The organism is Streptococcus sp. CCH5-D3 (assembly GCF_001556435.1).
Lineage (GTDB): Bacteria > Bacillota > Bacilli > Lactobacillales > Streptococcaceae > Streptococcus.
The window spans coordinates 62,936-79,526 of record NZ_LSIW01000058.1 but is presented as its reverse complement, the minus strand read 5'-3'; the positions used below and the strand labels follow the sequence as shown (position 1 = coordinate 79,526).

Here is a 16,591-nt window from a genome sequence, read left to right as displayed (position 1 = left end):
TGGACGGATTTCTTTATTTTTATCACTGTAAGGGTTTACATAGTGTCTAGAAAACGATATAATATACTTGTGTTAAAGCTTGTGAAGTTTTTAACAAGTATTCAAAGGAGTTTCATATGACTAAACAAACTAAAGATGTTCAAACAGTAATAGATGAATTGGCAACAAAAGGGGTTGAAGCCCTTGATGCTATGGCTAACTTTACGCAGGAGCAAGTGGACCATATTGTTCACCAAGCTGCGATTGCTGCTCTAGATAAACACATGTATTTGGCGAAATTGGCCGTTGATGAAACAGGGCGCGGCGTTTACGAAGATAAAGCCATCAAGAACATGTATGCTTCTGAATACATTTGGAATAGTATTAAATATGACAAAACTGTAGGCGTTATTGCTGAAGATAAAGAACAAGGTTTGGTTTCTATCGCTGAGCCGGTTGGTGTTATCTGTGGGGTTACACCAACAACTAACCCAACTTCAACAACCATTTTCAAAGCCCTCATTGCTCTTAAGACACGTAACTCTATCATCTTTGCCTTCCACCCATCAGCTCAGAAATCATCTGCAGAGGCTGCTCGTATTGTTCGTGATGCAGCTATTGAAGCAGGTGCACCTAAGGACTGCATCCAGTGGATTGAAGAGCCATCTATCGAAGCAACTGGTCTTTTGATGAACCATCCTAAGATTGCCACAGTACTTGCGACTGGTGGACCTGGAATGGTTAAGGCTGCTTATTCAACTGGTAAACCAGCGCTTGGTGTAGGAGCTGGAAACGTCCCATCTTATATCGCTGCTGATGCTAAGGTTAAACGTGCGGTCAACGATATCATCGTTTCAAAAACTTTTGATAATGGTATGATTTGTGCGTCTGAACAAGCAGCTATCGTTGATGCAGCTATTTATGACGAAGTTAAGGCTGAATTTGAAGCACATCAATGTGTCATCATTTCTAAAAAAGCTGATATTGCTAAATTGGAAAAAGTCGTTCTTAATGAAGCGCGTACAGCTGTAAATGGTGCCATTGTAGGTCACTCAGCTATTGAAATTGCTGAAAAAGCTGGCCTTAAAGTTCCTGCAGGTACAAAAATGCTTTTGGCAGAAATTCCAGATGCAACAATGGAATATCCACTTGCCTTGGAAAAATTGTCTCCAGTACTTGCTCTTATCAAATCTGATGGTGTTGAAGATGGATTCAAAAAAGCAGAAGGCATGCTCAATTTGGGTGGTCTTGGACACACCGCTGTTATCCACACTGAAAATGAAGAGCTCCAACTCCAATACGGTATCCGCATGAAAGCCTGCCGTGTCTTGGTTAATAGCCCATCAGCTGAAGGTGGTATCGGTAATATCTACAATAACATGATCCCATCATTGACTCTTGGTTGTGGTTCACACGGTCATAACTCAGTGTCACACAATGTTAGCTCATTTGATCTCTTGAATGTTAAAACATTGTCAAAGCGTCGCAATAACATGCAATGGTTTCGCGTCCCACCAAAAATCTTCTTCGAAAAAGATTCAATAACTTACCTGCGTCACATTGAAGCTGAGCGCGTGATGTTGGTTTGTGACCCTGGTATGGTTCAGTTTGGTTATGCAGACTTGGTTAAACGCCAATTGGAACTTAACCGCCACAGACCGGCAGTAGATGTTTTCTCAGATGTTGAGCCAAACCCATCTACTAATACCGTTTATAAAGGTTTGGAACGCTTTGTAGATTTCCAACCAGATGTAATCATCGCTCTTGGTGGTGGTTCTGCAATGGACGCTGCTAAGGCTATGTGGATGTTCTTTGAACACCCAGATGTAAGCTTCTTCGGTGCTAAACAAAAATTCTTGGATATCCGTAAACGTACTTACAAGATTCCTTACGCTCAGAAGACACAATTCATCTGTATCCCAACAACTTCAGGGACAGGTTCAGAAGTAACGTCATTTGCGGTTATCACTGATAGTGAAACTCATATCAAGTACCCATTGGCAGATTATGCTTTGACTCCGGACATTGCTATCGTTGACCCTGCTTTGGTTATGAGTGTACCTGCCAGCGTTACAGCAGATACAGGTATGGACGTTTTGACTCACGCCATTGAATCTTATGTATCAGTCATGGCTAGCGACTATACACGTGGGCTTTCACTTCAAGCGATTAAACTTGTTTTTGAAAATCTTGAACATTCTTACCGCTTTGGTGATGAAGAATCACGTGAAAAAATGCATAATGCGTCAACAATGGCTGGTATGGCCTTCGCCAATGCCTTCCTTGGTATCAACCACTCACTAGCTCATAAGGTTGGTCCTATGTTTGACATTCCACACGGACGTACTAATGCGATTTTGATGCCTCACGTTATCCGTTACAACGGTCGTGATCCTCAAAAACACGCTATGTTCCCTAAATATGACTACTTCCGTGCAGACAAAGATTACGCAGATATCGCTCGTTTCATGGGATGGGGTACTGACAAGCAATCAGATGCTGAATTGGTTGAAGTTTTGGCACAAAAAGTATACGAATTGGGTATTTCCGTTGGTATTGCCATGAACTGGAAGGGACAAGGTGTTACTAAGAAACTTCTTCAAGACACTGCCTATACTTTGGCCGAACATGCTTATGAAGACCAATGTACAACAGCTAATCCGAAAGAACCACTTATTTCAGAATTGAAAGAAATCATCGAAATTGCCTTTGATTATAAAGGATAAGCGATAGACTAAAGTAGCTCTATAAGGGCTACTTTTTTTGCTAGAAACCATCTATATTAGAGTGTTTATCCAAATTAAAAATAAAGGACTTTCCCGAATAAGATAGAAAAACGCTTTAAGAATTGTTATAATAACCTTACAGCGAGATAAGGAGATTCCTATGACAAAAGAAGAAGGGCTTAGTTTGGGTGAAACAGCACATCCTCTCAAGTCTCGTGAATTGATGCCACCAGTGGCTTCTGCAGCAGGGAATAGAGCGACTAATAAGTTTAAAGAGTTTAATGCTGATAGGATGGTGAGTGTTCAATTCAATCCTAGTCAACAAGTAAAAGAATCAAAGGAGCCAGTAACCTCAAAGAATATTGTGGGGATGGTATCAGGTGTGATTGCAGCGATACTCACCATACTTTTGATTGTTTGTCTCGTGATGGGATACCGTTATCGAGCCGCAAGCATTGAGGGCGATTGGACAAGCCCAACCTTTAGTGAGAAAATGTTAGCCACTCTGAAAGATACTGCTAATACTAAGAATAAAGTTAGTAATGCTTTACCACAAGGTCAAGATCTTATCACAGATATCAATACAGTAATGAGTATTACTGACAATAAGGCTCACTTAAAAGTGAGCTTTGTTTACAATCGTAAAGGTCTTTATCAGGCTTACCAGAGTAGAGTTACTGAATTGAAAGGTCAGTACGGTGAGGAGTTCTCGGAGGTTTTTGATAGTTATTCATTGTCAGAAAAAGACTACTATAAACAGTTTGATGAGACAGTGAAGAAAGAACTTCCAAAGAGTTATACCTACGATGCCAAAACCGGTCGTGTCACAACAACTGCTTTTACGGGTGATATTAACCGTTGGGAGCAAACAATCACTGTGGATAAGGCTGGAGATTCAGATGCTTTTAAAAAAGGTGATGTATTAGATTATACGCCTAACAATGGAGGCTTTACTATTAAGGCACACAGTGAATTTGGTGACATTAGCTTTACAAAAAATAAATAAAAAAGGAAATTAAAGGGGAATATAAATGACAAGAGCAGAATGGTTGGACTATTTTGAAACGGTAAACGGACGCAAGCCGAGTGTTCAGGAAATGGCGGATGCTTTGAAAGCTGGGGAGTTTGTTAATGAAGCACCGGCTAAAACTGAAGATACAGCTACTACTGAACCTATTAAGGTTGAGGCAGAAATCGTCGAGACAAGTACTAGTCCTCTACCAACTGAAACGGCACCAGTAGTAACAGCAACTGCACCTTCTACGGTTCCTTTTCCAGAAGGACAAGCAGCTGTGGCAAATTTGGCTCCTAAAAAACCAATGGATCCCAAAAAGAAAAAACGCATCCTAGTCTCAGTTTTGTCAGCAATAGTCCTTGTCTTCTTATGTATCGGTGGCTTTATGACTTACCGTTATGTGACAGGTAATATTGATGGCAAATGGTACAGTAGTTCTCTAGGTAGAGAGTATAGCTCAAGCATGTCTGAAAGTTTGACAGACTTGGATAGTAAGGAGCTTGAAAAGTACTTTAAAGATACTGCTGTAACCATGAAAGTAAAAGGTAGCAATGCGAAGGTGACTGCTAGCTATACTTTTGATAAGAAAACCTATATCAAGGACTATCGTGAGAGGGTTCAGAAGTCCTTCTCAGCCTTTGGAGATTTATTTAAAGCCTTCTATGGAGATTCCTTTGAAAACTATTATAGTGAGGAAACCATAGAAAAAGAACTTGATGAAGCTCTTGAAAAAGCTGCGAAAGATAATGGTCAAAAGTATGATTCGAAGACAGGCGAAACAACAACAACCCTTTTCAAAGGGAAGGTTAGTCGCTTGGGGCATAAGATGACTGTTACTTCTGTCAACAAAGATGTTGATATCGATGGTCTCAATGTGAAAAAAGGTCAAGAGCTAAAAGTGACTAAAAAAGACAAGAAAGTAACGCTTAGTGGTGATGGTAAATCAAAAGATATTACTTTCTCAACTAAGAATGACACCAAAGATAAATTTTAAAATGACATCCGGAATCGCTATTCCGGATTTTTTCATGTCTTTGAGGGAAGAGAATAACGTGATATCCGAATGATTTTCTCACAAGTCACAATACGTGTAGAAATATTCTGACAATTATGCTACAATAGAGCCACAGACTATCTAAAAAGAGGATTTACCATGACACTTGTATACCAATCAACACGTGACGAAAATAATAAAGTAACTGCTAGTCAAGCTATTCTTCAAGGTTTGGCAACAGATGGTGGCTTGTTCACACCATTGTCAACACCTGAGGTTACTTTGGACTTTGATCAATTGAAAGACGCTTCTTACCAAGAAGTTGCTAAATTGGTCTTGTCAGCTTTCTTGGATGATTTTACGGAAGAGGAATTAGATTACTGTATCACAAATGCTTATGACGACAAGTTTGATACAGCTGCTATTGCACCAGTAGCTAAACTTAAGAACCACTACAACCTTGAACTTTTCCATGGTTCTACTATCGCTTTCAAAGATATGGCCCTTTCAATCTTGCCTTACTTGCTAACAACATCAGCTAAAAAGCAAGGTGTTGATAATAAGATTGTTATCTTGACAGCGACATCAGGTGATACTGGTAAGGCTGCTATGGCTGGTTTTGCAGATGTTCCTGGAACTGAAATTATTGTCTTTTATCCAAAAGACGGTGTTTCAAAAATCCAAGAATTGCAAATGACCACTCAAACAGGAGCTAACACTCACGTTATTGCCATTGATGGTAACTTTGATGATGCCCAAACCGATGTGAAACGTATGTTTAATGATGTTGACTTGCGTGAGAAATTGTTGGCTCATCATACGCAATTCTCATCAGCTAACTCAATGAACGTCGGTCGTTTGGTACCACAAGTGGTTTACTATGTATATGCCTATGCGCAGTTGGTTAAGGCAGGTCATATCCAAAACGGAGATAAGGTTAACTTCACAGTACCAACAGGAAACTTTGGTAATATCTTGGCGGCTTATTATGCACGTCAGATTGGTGTTCCGGTTGGCAAATTAATCTGTGCCTCTAATGAAAATAACGTCCTCACAGACTTCTTCGCAACGGGTACTTATGACAAGAAACGTGACTTCAAGGTAACGACAAGTCCTTCTATGGATATCTTGGTATCTTCTAACTTGGAACGCTTGATTTTCCACCTTCTTGGTAATGATGCTGCTAAGACTAAAGAGCTCATGGATGCACTTGTGACTAAGGGCGAGTATACTTTGGCTGGTGCAGATAAAGATATTCTTGATTTGTTTGCAGCAGGTTTTGCAACTGAGGATGAAACAGCTGCTGAAATCAAACGTGTCTATGATGAAAACAAGTATATCGAAGATCCTCATACAGCGGTTGCCTCAGCTGTTTACGAAGCATATGTTCAAAAGACAGATGACCACACCCCTACAGTTATCGCTTCAACAGCTAGCCCATATAAATTCCCACGTGTGGCTATTTCAGCTGTCACTGGTAAAGACAGTGGGGATGATTTCAAAGCAGTGGAAGATTTGCACCAACTTTCAGGTGTAGCTATCCCAGCTGCTGTAGATGGACTTGAACATGCGGAAGTTCGCCATAAAACAGTTGTTGCGGCAGCTGATATGCAAAAAGCAGTTGAAAGCTATCTTGGTGTATAAGAATAAAAAAATAGGAGCTGAGAAATCAGCCCTATTTTTATCAATATAGAAGAGAATATTATGACAGAAACAAAGAAAATTCTAAACATAGCCTTGCCTGCTATGGCCGAAAACCTTCTACAAATGTTGATGGGGGTTGTCGATTCTTACCTAGTGGCTCAGGTTGGTATTGTCGCCATATCAGGGGTTTCCGTAGCCAATAATATAATCACGATTTACCAAGCTATCTTCATTGCTCTAGGAGCCTCAAGTGCCAGTGTCATTGCTAGAAGTCTAGGGAAGGGAGATGTTAAAGCGACTAACCGAGACACCTGGGATGCTATTATTATTACCCTTGCTCTTAGTCTCATTCTTGGTTTACTTTCCATTTTTGGTGGTGGGGCCATTCTTAATCTTTTAGGTACTGAGCAATCTGTAACTCAGGCTGGTAGTCTCTACCTTGCTCTTGTCGGTGGAGGAGTGGTTTTCCTAGCCTTAATGACTACTTTTGGTAACATACTACGGGCCAAGGGACGGCCTCGTATTTCCATGGTCGTCAGTCTTTTAACTAATGTCCTTAATGCTATTTTATCTTCTTTAGCTATCTTTGTGGGACATTGGGGGATTATTGGGGTCGCAACGGCTACGGTTTTTTCTCGTCTGGTTGGGACAGTGATACTGTGGCAAGCGATGAAACTGGATGTGAAGCAGCTTGAAGTTACCAAACCTTTCAACAGGGAGTTGTTGGGAATTGCTCTGCCAGCAGCAGGTGAACGACTGATGATGCGTGCTGGAGATGTGGTCATTGTGGCTATTATTGTTACCTTTGGTACAGCCGTTGTCGGTGGTAACGCCATCGGTGAAAACCTTACTCAGTTTAACTATATGCCTGGTATGGGAGTCGCAACGGCTACGGTTATCTTGGTTGCCAATAGTTTGGGTCGAGGGGATAAGGCTCAGATGAAGCGTATTATACGAGAGTCTTATTGGATTTCAACCTTTTTGATGGTTCTGGTTTCAGGGAGCATCTTGCTTTTTGGACAAGGCTTATCAGGTCTCTTTACAGATAATAAAGCAGCTATTGCGGCTAGCCAGGTAGTTATTCTTTATTCTTTCCTTGGGAATCCTGTGACCTCGGGGACTCTAGTCTACACAGCAGTTTGGCAAGGTCTTGGTAAGGCTAAGATGCCTTTCTATGCAACAACTATTGGGATGTGGATTATCCGAATTTTCTCAGGATATTTCCTTGGGGTGAGTCTGGGAATGGGTCTTGCTGGTGTCTGGATTGCAACCGTTGTTGATAATGTATGGCGTGCGGTCTTCCTCTATGTGATGTACCGTCGTTATCTCATAAAGAGAAAGTTTTAATGATAGATATTGAGGAGATACTCTTATTCAAAGGGTATCTTCTTCTTATTTTTTACAAGTAAGCTCGAATATGGTAAAATAAGCTGATAAAAACTTTTTGAGGTAGTAATTATGACTGTAAAAATCAATACAAAAGATGGTCAAATCGAATTGTCAGATGATGTCATCGCAACAGTAGTTGGCGGTTCAGCAACAGAAATTTTTGGCGTTGTCGGTATGGCAAGTAAGAGTGCTATCCGAGATAATTTTCAAGCACTTCTTGGAAAGGAAAACTACGCAAAAGGAGTTGTCGTGAAATCTACTGATGCAGGTATCACTGTGGATGTTTACACTGTTATGAGTTACGGTGTTAAGATTAGTGAGGTTTCAAAAAATATTCAAGAACGTGTGAAATTTAATCTTGAGAATCAACTCGGTATCAAGGCTGAAACAGTAAATGTTTACGTTCAAAATATTAAAGTCGTAGGAGAAAACTAGTGTCTAAAATTACAACAAGCTTGCTTCAGGAGATGGTCCAAGCAGCAGCAACACGTCTAGGTAAGCAAGCAGAATATGTGAATTCACTCAATGTCTTCCCAGTACCAGATGGAGATACTGGAACAAACATGGGAATGACTATGGATAACGGAGCCAAAGCTGTCGCAGATCAATCAGCTTCAACAGTTGGTGAAGTTGGTCAGATTTTATCTAAAGGTCTTTTGATGGGTGCCCGTGGTAACTCGGGTGTTATCACGTCACAATTGTTCCGTGGATTTGGTCAAAGTATCAAGGATAAAACGGAACTTGACGGCCAAGATCTAGCTCATGCTTTCCAAGCAGGTGTTGAAGTTGCCTATAAAGCAGTTATGAAACCTGTCGAAGGAACAATCCTTACAGTATCACGTGGTGCAGCTTCAGCAGCGATTAAGAAAGCTGAATCTACAAATGATGCTGTTGAGGTTATGCGTGCAGCTCTCGATGGAGCTAAGGCTGCCTTGGCCAAGACACCAGAGATGCTTCCAGTTTTGAAAGAAGTTGGTGTGGTAGACTCAGGTGGTCAAGGTTTGGTCTTCATTTATGAAGGTTTCTTGTCAGCCCTCACAGGTGAGTATATCGCTTCAGAGGACTTCCAAGCGACACCTGCTACGATGACAGAGATGATTAATGCAGAACACCATAAGTCAGTTGCTGGTCATGTTGCAACAGAAGACATTACCTTCGGTTACTGTACGGAAATCATGATTGGTCTCAAACAAGGTCCGACTTATGTGAAAGACTTTGACTATGAAGAGTTCCAAAATTACTTGAGTAACCTTGGGGATTCTCTCCTTGTTGTTAACGACGATGAAATTGTAAAAGTTCACGTCCATACAGAGGATCCAGGTCTTGTCATGCAAGAAGGTCTTAAATATGGGGCTCTTGTCAAAGTTAAGGTTGACAACATGCGTAACCAACACGATGCACAAGTTCAAAAAGAAGAAGCTATCCAAGCTGCACCTTCTGCTCCTAAAGACTTTGCCCTTATTGCAGTTGTTGCCGGAGATGGACTTGCAGATATCTTCAAATCACAAGGTGTTGACTATGTGATTTCAGGTGGTCAAACAATGAACCCATCAACAGAAGATATTGTTAAGGCTATTGAACAGGTCAATGCTAAGAATGTAATCATCTTGCCAAACAATAAAAACATCTTTATGGCAGCGCAATCAGCTGCTGAAGTAGTAGATGTCAATGCGGCTGTTGTTGAAACACGTACAGTTCCACAAGGATTTACAAGTTTGCTTGCTTTTGATCCTAGCCAAAGTATCGAAGCCAATGTTGAAGCTATGACAGCTAGTCTTTCAGATGTAACAAGTGGTAGCGTGACATTGGCGGTACGTGATACAACTATTGATGGTCTTGAGATTCATGAAAATGATATCCTTGGTATGGTGGATGGTAAGATCCTTGTGTCTACACCAGATATGGACCAAGCCCTTCTTGACACCTTTGACAAGATGATTGACGAAGACAGTGAAATTGTTATGATTTACGTCGGCGAAGAAGGTAATCAAGAACAAGCTCAAGCACTTGCGGAAAAATTGGAAGAGGCTCACGAAGATATCGAAGTTGAAATCTTCCAAGGAGACCAACCAGTTTATCCATACCTCTTCAGTGTTGAATAATTTTGAATAATCATTTAGGAAGTCTTAGGGCTTCCTTTTTGTTTTGTCAGTTTTGATATAGCGGGGATATCTTTTCGGAATTACAAAAATATTCTGAAAATTCCTTGACATTACTTTCCAAAGTGGTAACATATGTTGTAAGAAATTTTATAGATTGAAGGTAACATCATGAGAAGTGATATGATCAAAGTTGGTGTTGATAAGGCACCAGCACGCGGACTTTTGTATGCGACTGGGCAAGTTAAATCTGCCAAGGATATGCGAAAGCCCTTCATTGCTATTTGTAACTCTTATATTGATATTGTTCCAGGGCATGTTCACTTGCGTGAATTAGCAGATATTGCCAAGGAAGCCATCCGCGAGGCTGGCGGTATTCCTTTTGAGTTTAATACCATTGGTGTGGATGATGGGATTGCCATGGGGCATATTGGGATGCGTTACAGTCTTCCATCTCGTGAATTGATTGCCGATTCTGCAGAAACAGTTATTAATGCCCACTGGTTTGACGGGGTTTTCTACATTCCTAACTGTGATAAGATTACACCAGGGATGATTTTGGCGGCCATGCGTACTAATGTGCCAGCAGTATTTTGTTCTGGTGGCCCTATGAAGGGTGGCGTTGACATGACTGGTCATCAAGCGACGCTATCAAGTTTGTTTGAAGCTGTAGGTACCTATCAGGCTGGAGATATGAGCAAGGAAGAGCTCGATTATTTGGAGAAAAATGCTTGTCCAACTTGTGGTTCATGCTCAGGAATGTTTACCGCTAACTCAATGAACTGTTTGATGGGAGTTTTGGGCCTTGCCCTTCCAGGTAACGGTACTATCCTAGCCGTTTCAGATGAACGTCGTGAATTGGTTCGTCAAGCAGCCACAAAATTGATGGATAACATCAAAAATAATGTTCGCCCACGTGATATTGTGACCAAAGAAGCCATCGATGATGCGTTTGCTCTAGATATGGCCATGGGTGGTTCAACCAATACTGTTCTTCATACGCTTGCTATTGCGCGTGAGGCCGGTATTGACTATGATCTTAAAGACATTAACGAGATTGCCAAGAAGACACCTTATCTCTCTAAAATTGCACCTTCAAGTGTTTACACTATGCATGATGTCCATGAAGCTGGTGGAGTTCCAGCCATTATTAATCAGTTGATTAAAAAAGGAGCCATTAAGGGTGATCGTATTACAGTTACTGGTAAGACTTTGAAAGAAAACGTAGCTGGTGCTGAAATCAAGAATGAAGAAATTATCCATCCAATTGAGAATCCTATCTCACCAGTTGGTGGTTTGTCTATCCTTTACGGAAATATTGCTCAGGATGGAGCTGTTATCAAGGTCGGTGGTGTAGATCCATCTGTTAAAACTTTCCGTGGTAAAGCTATTTGTTGTGATTCACAAAATCAGGCCCTTGAGTTGATTGATAATGGAACAGTTAAGAAGGGCCATGTCGTTGTCATTCGTTACGAAGGTCCTCAGGGTGGACCTGGTATGCCAGAAATGTTGGCACCAACTTCTAAGATTGTCGGACGCGGTCTTGGTAAGGATGTGGCTCTGATTACGGATGGTCGTTTCTCAGGAGCTACTCGTGGTATTGCGATTGGTCACGTTTCTCCAGAAGCAGCAGAAGGTGGTAATATCGCCCTAATCGAAGATGGCGATGAAATCGTGATTGACCTACCAAATCGTACCCTTGATCTGCTTGTAGATGATGCAACCCTTGAAGAACGTCGCAAACATTTGAAACCTTTCAAATCAAAAATTTCAAGTGGTTGGTTGCGTCGCTATACAGCCTTTGCTAAATCAGCCAATGTTGGCGGAACTTTGATGAGTGACGAAGAATTCGAAGAACGTAAAGCAGAACGTCAAGCACAAGAAAAAAACTAAGAACATTCTTTCCGAAGAGTTTGTGATATTTTTCTCCGAAACCCTTGCAAATTTGGTTAAAAATGTTATCATAGTATACAAGGTTTTGAATTTTTAGACAATTCGAAAAAAACAACTACTAAAGGAGGTCCATGTGAAGAAAATTGAACTTGAAGAAGCACGCTCTGGTGCTGATTTAATTCTAGATACACTTCTTGAACTTGGGATTTCAACTATCTTTGGATATCCTGGCGGAGCGGTTCTTCCTTTGTATGATGCTATTTACAAAAATGACAAGATTAATCATATCTTATCTCGTCATGAGCAAGGAAGTCTGCACGAAGCTGAAGGTTATGCCAAATCAACTGGTAAACTCGGTGTTGCTCTTGTAACGAGTGGTCCTGGTGCTACTAATGCTATTACAGGGATTGCAGATGCTATGAGTGATAGCGTACCTCTCCTAGTCTTTACTGGTCAGGTCGCAACACCAGGTATTGGTAAGGATGCCTTCCAAGAGGCTGACATTGTCGGAATTACCATGCCGATTACAAAATACAATTATCAGATTCGCGATACAGCTGATATTCCTCGTATTATTAGGGAAGCGGTTCATATTGCAACAACTGGCCGACCTGGTCCAGTTGTTATCGACCTCCCTAAAGATGTCGTAGCTAAGGAAACAGCCTTCATCAACAATCCTGAAATTAATCTTCCAAGTTACCAACCGACGCTAAGACCAAACGAAATGCAAATCAAGAAAATCTTGAAGCAGTTGGGTAAAGCTAAGAAGCCGGTTATTGTAGCTGGAGGTGGGGTGTCTTATTCTGAATCTGCTAAGGAGCTAGTTGCTTTTGCAGAACGCTACCAAATCCCAATTGTTACAAGTCTTTTAGGTCAAGGGACAATTGCTACTAGTCATCCCCTCTTCTTGGGTATGGGTGGTATGCACGGTTCATATGCAGCTAACATTGCTATGACCGATGCTGACTTTATGATTGCCATTGGTTGTCGTTTTGATGACCGTTTGACAGGTAATCCTAAAACATTTGCCAAGAATGCCAAGGTTGTCCATATTGATGTAGATCCAGCTGAGATTGGTAAAATTATTGCAGTGGACCTTCCAGTTGTTGGTGATGCCAAGCAAGCTCTTGAAATGCTCTTAGCAGAACCAGTGGTTAAGAATAACACTGAAAAATGGATTGAAAAAGTTACAAAAGACAAAGAGCGAGTACGTTCTTACGATAAGAAAGAACGTATGGTACAGCCTCAGGCAGTTATCGAGCGTATCGGTGAATTGACTAAGGGTGACGCGGTTGTTGTTACTGACGTTGGTCAACATCAAATGTGGACAGCTCAGTATTATCCATACCAAAATGAGCGTCAATTGGTGACCTCAGGTGGTCTTGGAACAATGGGATTCGGTGTCCCAGCAGCAATTGGTGCTAAAATTGCTAATCCTGATAAAGAAGTTATCCTCTTTGTTGGTGATGGTGGTTTCCAAATGACGAATCAAGAATTGGCTATCTTAAATGTTTACAAGGTGCCAATCAAGGTTGTTATGTTGAATAACCACTCACTTGGTATGGTACGTCAATGGCAAGAGTCCTTCTACGAAGGGCGTACATCAGAGTCTGTCTTTGATACCCTTCCAGATTTCCAATTGATGGCTCAAGCTTACGGCATTAAGTCTTATAAGTTTGATAATCCAGAGACAATTGATCAGGATTTGGAAGTTATCAAGGAAGACGTGCCAATGTTCATCGAGGTGGATATCTCTCGTAAAGAGCATGTCTTGCCAATCGTTCCGGCTGGTAAGAGTAATCACGAAATGTTGGGGGTGAAGTTCAATGCGTAGAATGTTAACAGCTAAACTTCAGAACCGTTCAGGTGTCCTTAACCGCTTCACAGGTGTTCTTTCACGACGTCAAGTTAACATTGAAAGTATCTCTGTAGGGGCTTCTGAGGATCCTAACGTTTCACGTATTACGATTATTATTGATGTGAATTCTCAAAATGAAGTGGAACAAATCATCAAACAGCTTAATCGTCAGATTGATGTGATTCGCATCCGTGATATCACGGATCAACCACACTTGGAACGTGAAGTTATCCTAGTTAAGGTATCAGCACCAACCTCTAAACGTGCTGAAATCTTGGCGATTATTCAACCTTTCCGTGCTTCGGTGGTTGATGTGGCACCAAGCTCTATCACTATCCAGATGACTGGTGATGCTGAAAAGAGCGAGGCGCTTCTACGAGTTATTCGTCCTTACGGAATCAAAAATATCGCTCGTACGGGTGCTACTGGATTTACCCGTGATTAAAAAATCCAACTTAAATTTGTTAACCCAGCCTTAAAAAGGCAATAAATTATTTTTTTAGAAAAGAGACATATTACTATGGCAGTTCAAATGGAATATGAAAAAGACGTAAAAGTAGCAGCACTTGACGGTAAAAAAATCGCCGTTATCGGTTACGGTTCACAAGGTCATGCGCATGCACAAAACTTGCGTGATACAGGTCACGATGTGATCATCGGTGTTCGTCCAGGTAAATCATTTGATAAAGCTAAGGAAGATGGTTTTGATACTTACACAGTAGCAGAAGCAACTAAATTGGCTGATGTTATCATGATCTTGGCTCCAGACGAAATCCAACAAGAACTTTACGAAGCAGAAATTGCTCCAAACCTTGAAGCTGGTAATGCTGTTGGTTTCGCACACGGATTTAACATCCACTTCGAATTCATCAAAGTTCCTAAAGATGTTGATGTCTTCATGTGTGCTCCTAAAGGACCTGGTCACTTGGTACGTCGTACATTTGAAGAAGGTTTTGGTGTTCCTGCACTTTACGCAGTATACCAAGATGCTACAGGTAACGCTAAAGACATCGCTATGGACTGGTGTAAAGGTGTTGGTGCAGCACGTGTTGGTCTTCTTGAAACAACATACAAAGAAGAAACTGAAGAAGATTTGTTTGGTGAACAAGCAGTTCTTTGTGGTGGTTTGACTGCCCTTATCGAAGCTGGTTTTGAAGTCTTGACTGAAGCTGGATATGCTCCAGAATTGGCTTACTTTGAAGTGCTTCACGAAATGAAATTGATCGTTGACTTGATCTACGAAGGTGGATTCAAGAAAATGCGTCAATCAATTTCAAACACTGCTGAATTCGGTGATTACGTATCAGGTCCACGTGTTATCACTGAACAAGTGAAAGAAAATATGAAAGCAGTTCTTGCTGACATTCAAAACGGTAAATTCGCTAACGACTTCGTTAACGACTACAAGGCTGGACGTCCAAAACTTACTGCTTACCGTGAAGAAGCTGCTAACCTTGAAATCGAAAAAGTTGGTGCTGAATTGCGTAAAGCAATGCCATTCGTTGGTCAAAACGACGATGACGCATTCAAAATCTATAACTAATGTGATAGTCTCAAAAACCAGCCTAGTGCTGGTTTTTTGTGTTCTGAAGAGAGTAGTTAGGAATCAATCCTACTGCTCTTTTTTGGTAAAAAAAACTCACTCCATTAAGGAGTGAGAATAGCCATAAAATTAGTAAGTCAAGACAAAGTTTTTCTTCTTACCACGACGGATAACAGTAATTTCATTATCAATTTTATCTGCATCTGAGAGGGTGTAATCCAAGTCTTGTACACGTTCACCGTTGATGTAGATAGCACCGTTTTGGACATCTTCACGTGCTTGACGTTTAGATGGTGAAATTTTTGCATTGACGAGAAGTTCAACGATGTTCAGATTTTCATCTGCTGAAATTTCATAAGTTGGGACACCGTTAAGGGCAACTTTAAGGTCACGTGCTGAGAGAGCTTTAAGGTTACCAGCGAAGAGTTGTTCAGTGATGTGAACAGCTTGTTCATAGGCTTCTTTACCGTGAACCAAAGTAACAACTTCACGAGCCAAAACTTTTTGTGCCAAACGTTGGTGACGAGCTTGGTCAAATTCTTTACCGATCTCTTCAATTTCTTCAAGTGACAAGAAAGTGAAAATCTTCAAGAAGCGAACGGCGTCATCATCCATAACGTTGAGCCAGAATTGGTACATTTCGTAAGGTGTTGTTTTAGTAGCATCAAGCCAGACAGCGTTACCTTCTGATTTACCGAATTTTTTACCAGTTGAATCTGTGATAAGTGGTACAGTGATGACATGTCCAGATTTATCTGCTTTACGACGCAAGAGCTCAGTACCTGCTGTCATGTTACCCCATTGGTCAGAACCACCAATTTGGAGGGTTACGCCGTACTTATCGTTGAGTTCATAGAAATCGTAACCTTGCATGATTTGGTAGGCAAACTCAGTGTAAGAGATACCTGTTTCGATACGTTTCTTAACAGATTCCTTACTCATCATGTAGTTAACTGTGAAGTATTTACCTACGTCACGTAAGAAATCAATGAAGCTGACTGAACCAAACCAGTCATAGTTGTTGACCATAACGGCCTTGTTGTCACCATTTTCAAAATCAAGGAAACGAGAGAGTTGTCCTTGGATTTTTTCAACCCAACCTTCAACAGTTTCTTTGGTTTGCAGGCTACGTTCAGCATCTTTAAATGATGGGTCACCAATCAAACCTGTTGCACCACCAACGAGGGCGTAAGGTTTGTGTCCAGCCAATTGAAGTCGGCGACTTGTAAGGATAGCGACAAGGTGTCCAAGGTGGAGACTGTCTGCTGTTGGGTCATAACCAGTGTAGTATGAGACTGGTCCCTCTTCAAAGGCTTTTACAAGGGCTTCTTCATCAGTGGTTTGAAAAATCAAGCCACGTGCTTTTAGTTCTTCAAAAATTGTCATGATATTCTCCAGTAAAGTATATTCTGCACCATTATACCAAAAGAAAGCAACCCTATGCAAGCTTT

Annotated in this window: 11 protein-coding genes and 1 pseudogene; 11 read left to right on the top strand and 1 reads right to left on the bottom strand. The window is 41.1% G+C overall.

Annotated elements, in window-relative coordinates; all coding sequences use genetic code 11:
* Positions 1-92 precede the first annotated feature (92 nt).
* From adhE to ilvC, 11 genes and pseudogenes are all read left to right on the top strand, one after another.
* Positions 93-2,705 (top strand): annotated as a pseudogene (adhE, locus tag AX662_RS03135) (bifunctional acetaldehyde-CoA/alcohol dehydrogenase); the annotation flags it as partial.
* 160 nt (positions 2,706-2,865) lie between these two features.
* On the top strand, positions 2,866-3,711 hold the full coding sequence (locus AX662_RS03130; protein ID WP_060971602.1) for a hypothetical protein: 846 nt from the start codon (positions 2,866-2,868) through the stop codon (positions 3,709-3,711).
* 25 nt (positions 3,712-3,736) lie between these two features.
* Positions 3,737-4,714, top strand: coding sequence for a hypothetical protein (locus tag AX662_RS03125; RefSeq protein ID WP_060971601.1), 978 nt, complete (start codon positions 3,737-3,739; stop codon positions 4,712-4,714).
* 159 nt (positions 4,715-4,873) lie between these two features.
* A complete protein-coding gene (gene thrC, locus AX662_RS03120) occupies positions 4,874-6,358 on the top strand; it encodes a threonine synthase (RefSeq protein ID WP_060971600.1) in 1,485 nt (494 codons plus the stop codon).
* Positions 6,359-6,418: 60 nt separating this feature from the next.
* The gene (locus tag AX662_RS03115; protein WP_060971599.1) at positions 6,419-7,705 is read left to right on the top strand and encodes an MATE family efflux transporter; all 1,287 of its coding nucleotides are present in this window, start codon (positions 6,419-6,421) and stop codon (positions 7,703-7,705) included.
* Positions 7,706-7,816: 111 nt separating this feature from the next.
* Entirely contained in the window at positions 7,817-8,182 is a 366-nt protein-coding gene (locus AX662_RS03110) for an Asp23/Gls24 family envelope stress response protein (protein WP_002885694.1), read from the top strand.
* A complete protein-coding gene (locus tag AX662_RS03105) occupies positions 8,182-9,849 on the top strand; it encodes a DAK2 domain-containing protein (protein WP_014635125.1) in 1,668 nt (555 codons plus the stop codon). Before AX662_RS03110 ends, AX662_RS03105 begins: the two co-directional genes overlap by 1 nt.
* Positions 9,850-10,017: 168 nt before the next feature.
* Positions 10,018-11,739, top strand: coding sequence for a dihydroxy-acid dehydratase (gene ilvD / locus AX662_RS03100; RefSeq protein ID WP_060971598.1), 1,722 nt, complete (start codon positions 10,018-10,020; stop codon positions 11,737-11,739).
* A gap of 133 nt (positions 11,740-11,872) precedes the next feature.
* Positions 11,873-13,573, top strand: a complete 1,701-nt coding sequence (locus tag AX662_RS03095) for an acetolactate synthase large subunit (RefSeq protein ID WP_060971597.1) — start codon at positions 11,873-11,875, stop codon at positions 13,571-13,573.
* Positions 13,566-14,042: an acetolactate synthase small subunit gene (gene ilvN / locus AX662_RS03090; protein ID WP_002887025.1), complete on the top strand. Its 477-nt coding sequence runs from the start codon at positions 13,566-13,568 to the stop codon at positions 14,040-14,042. Before AX662_RS03095 ends, ilvN begins: the two co-directional genes overlap by 8 nt.
* A 75-nt stretch (positions 14,043-14,117) precedes the next feature.
* Positions 14,118-15,140, top strand: coding sequence for a ketol-acid reductoisomerase (gene ilvC, locus AX662_RS03085; RefSeq protein ID WP_002885764.1), 1,023 nt, complete (start codon positions 14,118-14,120; stop codon positions 15,138-15,140).
* 129 nt (positions 15,141-15,269) lie between these two features.
* On the opposite strand, the gene tyrS is transcribed toward ilvC, so the two are convergent.
* Positions 15,270-16,526: a tyrosine--tRNA ligase gene (gene tyrS / locus AX662_RS03080; protein ID WP_002885869.1), complete on the bottom strand. Its 1,257-nt coding sequence runs from the start codon at positions 16,524-16,526 to the stop codon at positions 15,270-15,272.
* Positions 16,527-16,591 lie beyond the last annotated feature (65 nt).

What these genes read in the sequence shown, in the direction of transcription:
- ilvD (WP_060971598.1), top strand. Translation starts at nt 10,018, where the DNA reads ATGAGAAGTGATATGATCAAAGTTGGTGTTGATAAGGCACCAGCACGC.
- thrC (WP_060971600.1), top strand. Translation starts at nt 4,874, where the DNA reads ATGACACTTGTATACCAATCAACACGTGACGAAAATAATAAAGTAACT.
- AX662_RS03125 (WP_060971601.1), top strand. Translation starts at nt 3,737, where the DNA reads ATGACAAGAGCAGAATGGTTGGACTATTTTGAAACGGTAAACGGACGC.
- AX662_RS03130 (WP_060971602.1), top strand. Translation starts at nt 2,866, where the DNA reads ATGACAAAAGAAGAAGGGCTTAGTTTGGGTGAAACAGCACATCCTCTC.
- ilvC (WP_002885764.1), top strand. Translation starts at nt 14,118, where the DNA reads ATGGCAGTTCAAATGGAATATGAAAAAGACGTAAAAGTAGCAGCACTT.
- tyrS (WP_002885869.1), bottom strand. Translation starts at nt 16,526, where the DNA reads ATGACAATTTTTGAAGAACTAAAAGCACGTGGCTTGATTTTTCAAACC.
- ilvN (WP_002887025.1), top strand. Translation starts at nt 13,566, where the DNA reads ATGCGTAGAATGTTAACAGCTAAACTTCAGAACCGTTCAGGTGTCCTT.
- AX662_RS03110 (WP_002885694.1), top strand. Translation starts at nt 7,817, where the DNA reads ATGACTGTAAAAATCAATACAAAAGATGGTCAAATCGAATTGTCAGAT.
- AX662_RS03115 (WP_060971599.1), top strand. Translation starts at nt 6,419, where the DNA reads ATGACAGAAACAAAGAAAATTCTAAACATAGCCTTGCCTGCTATGGCC.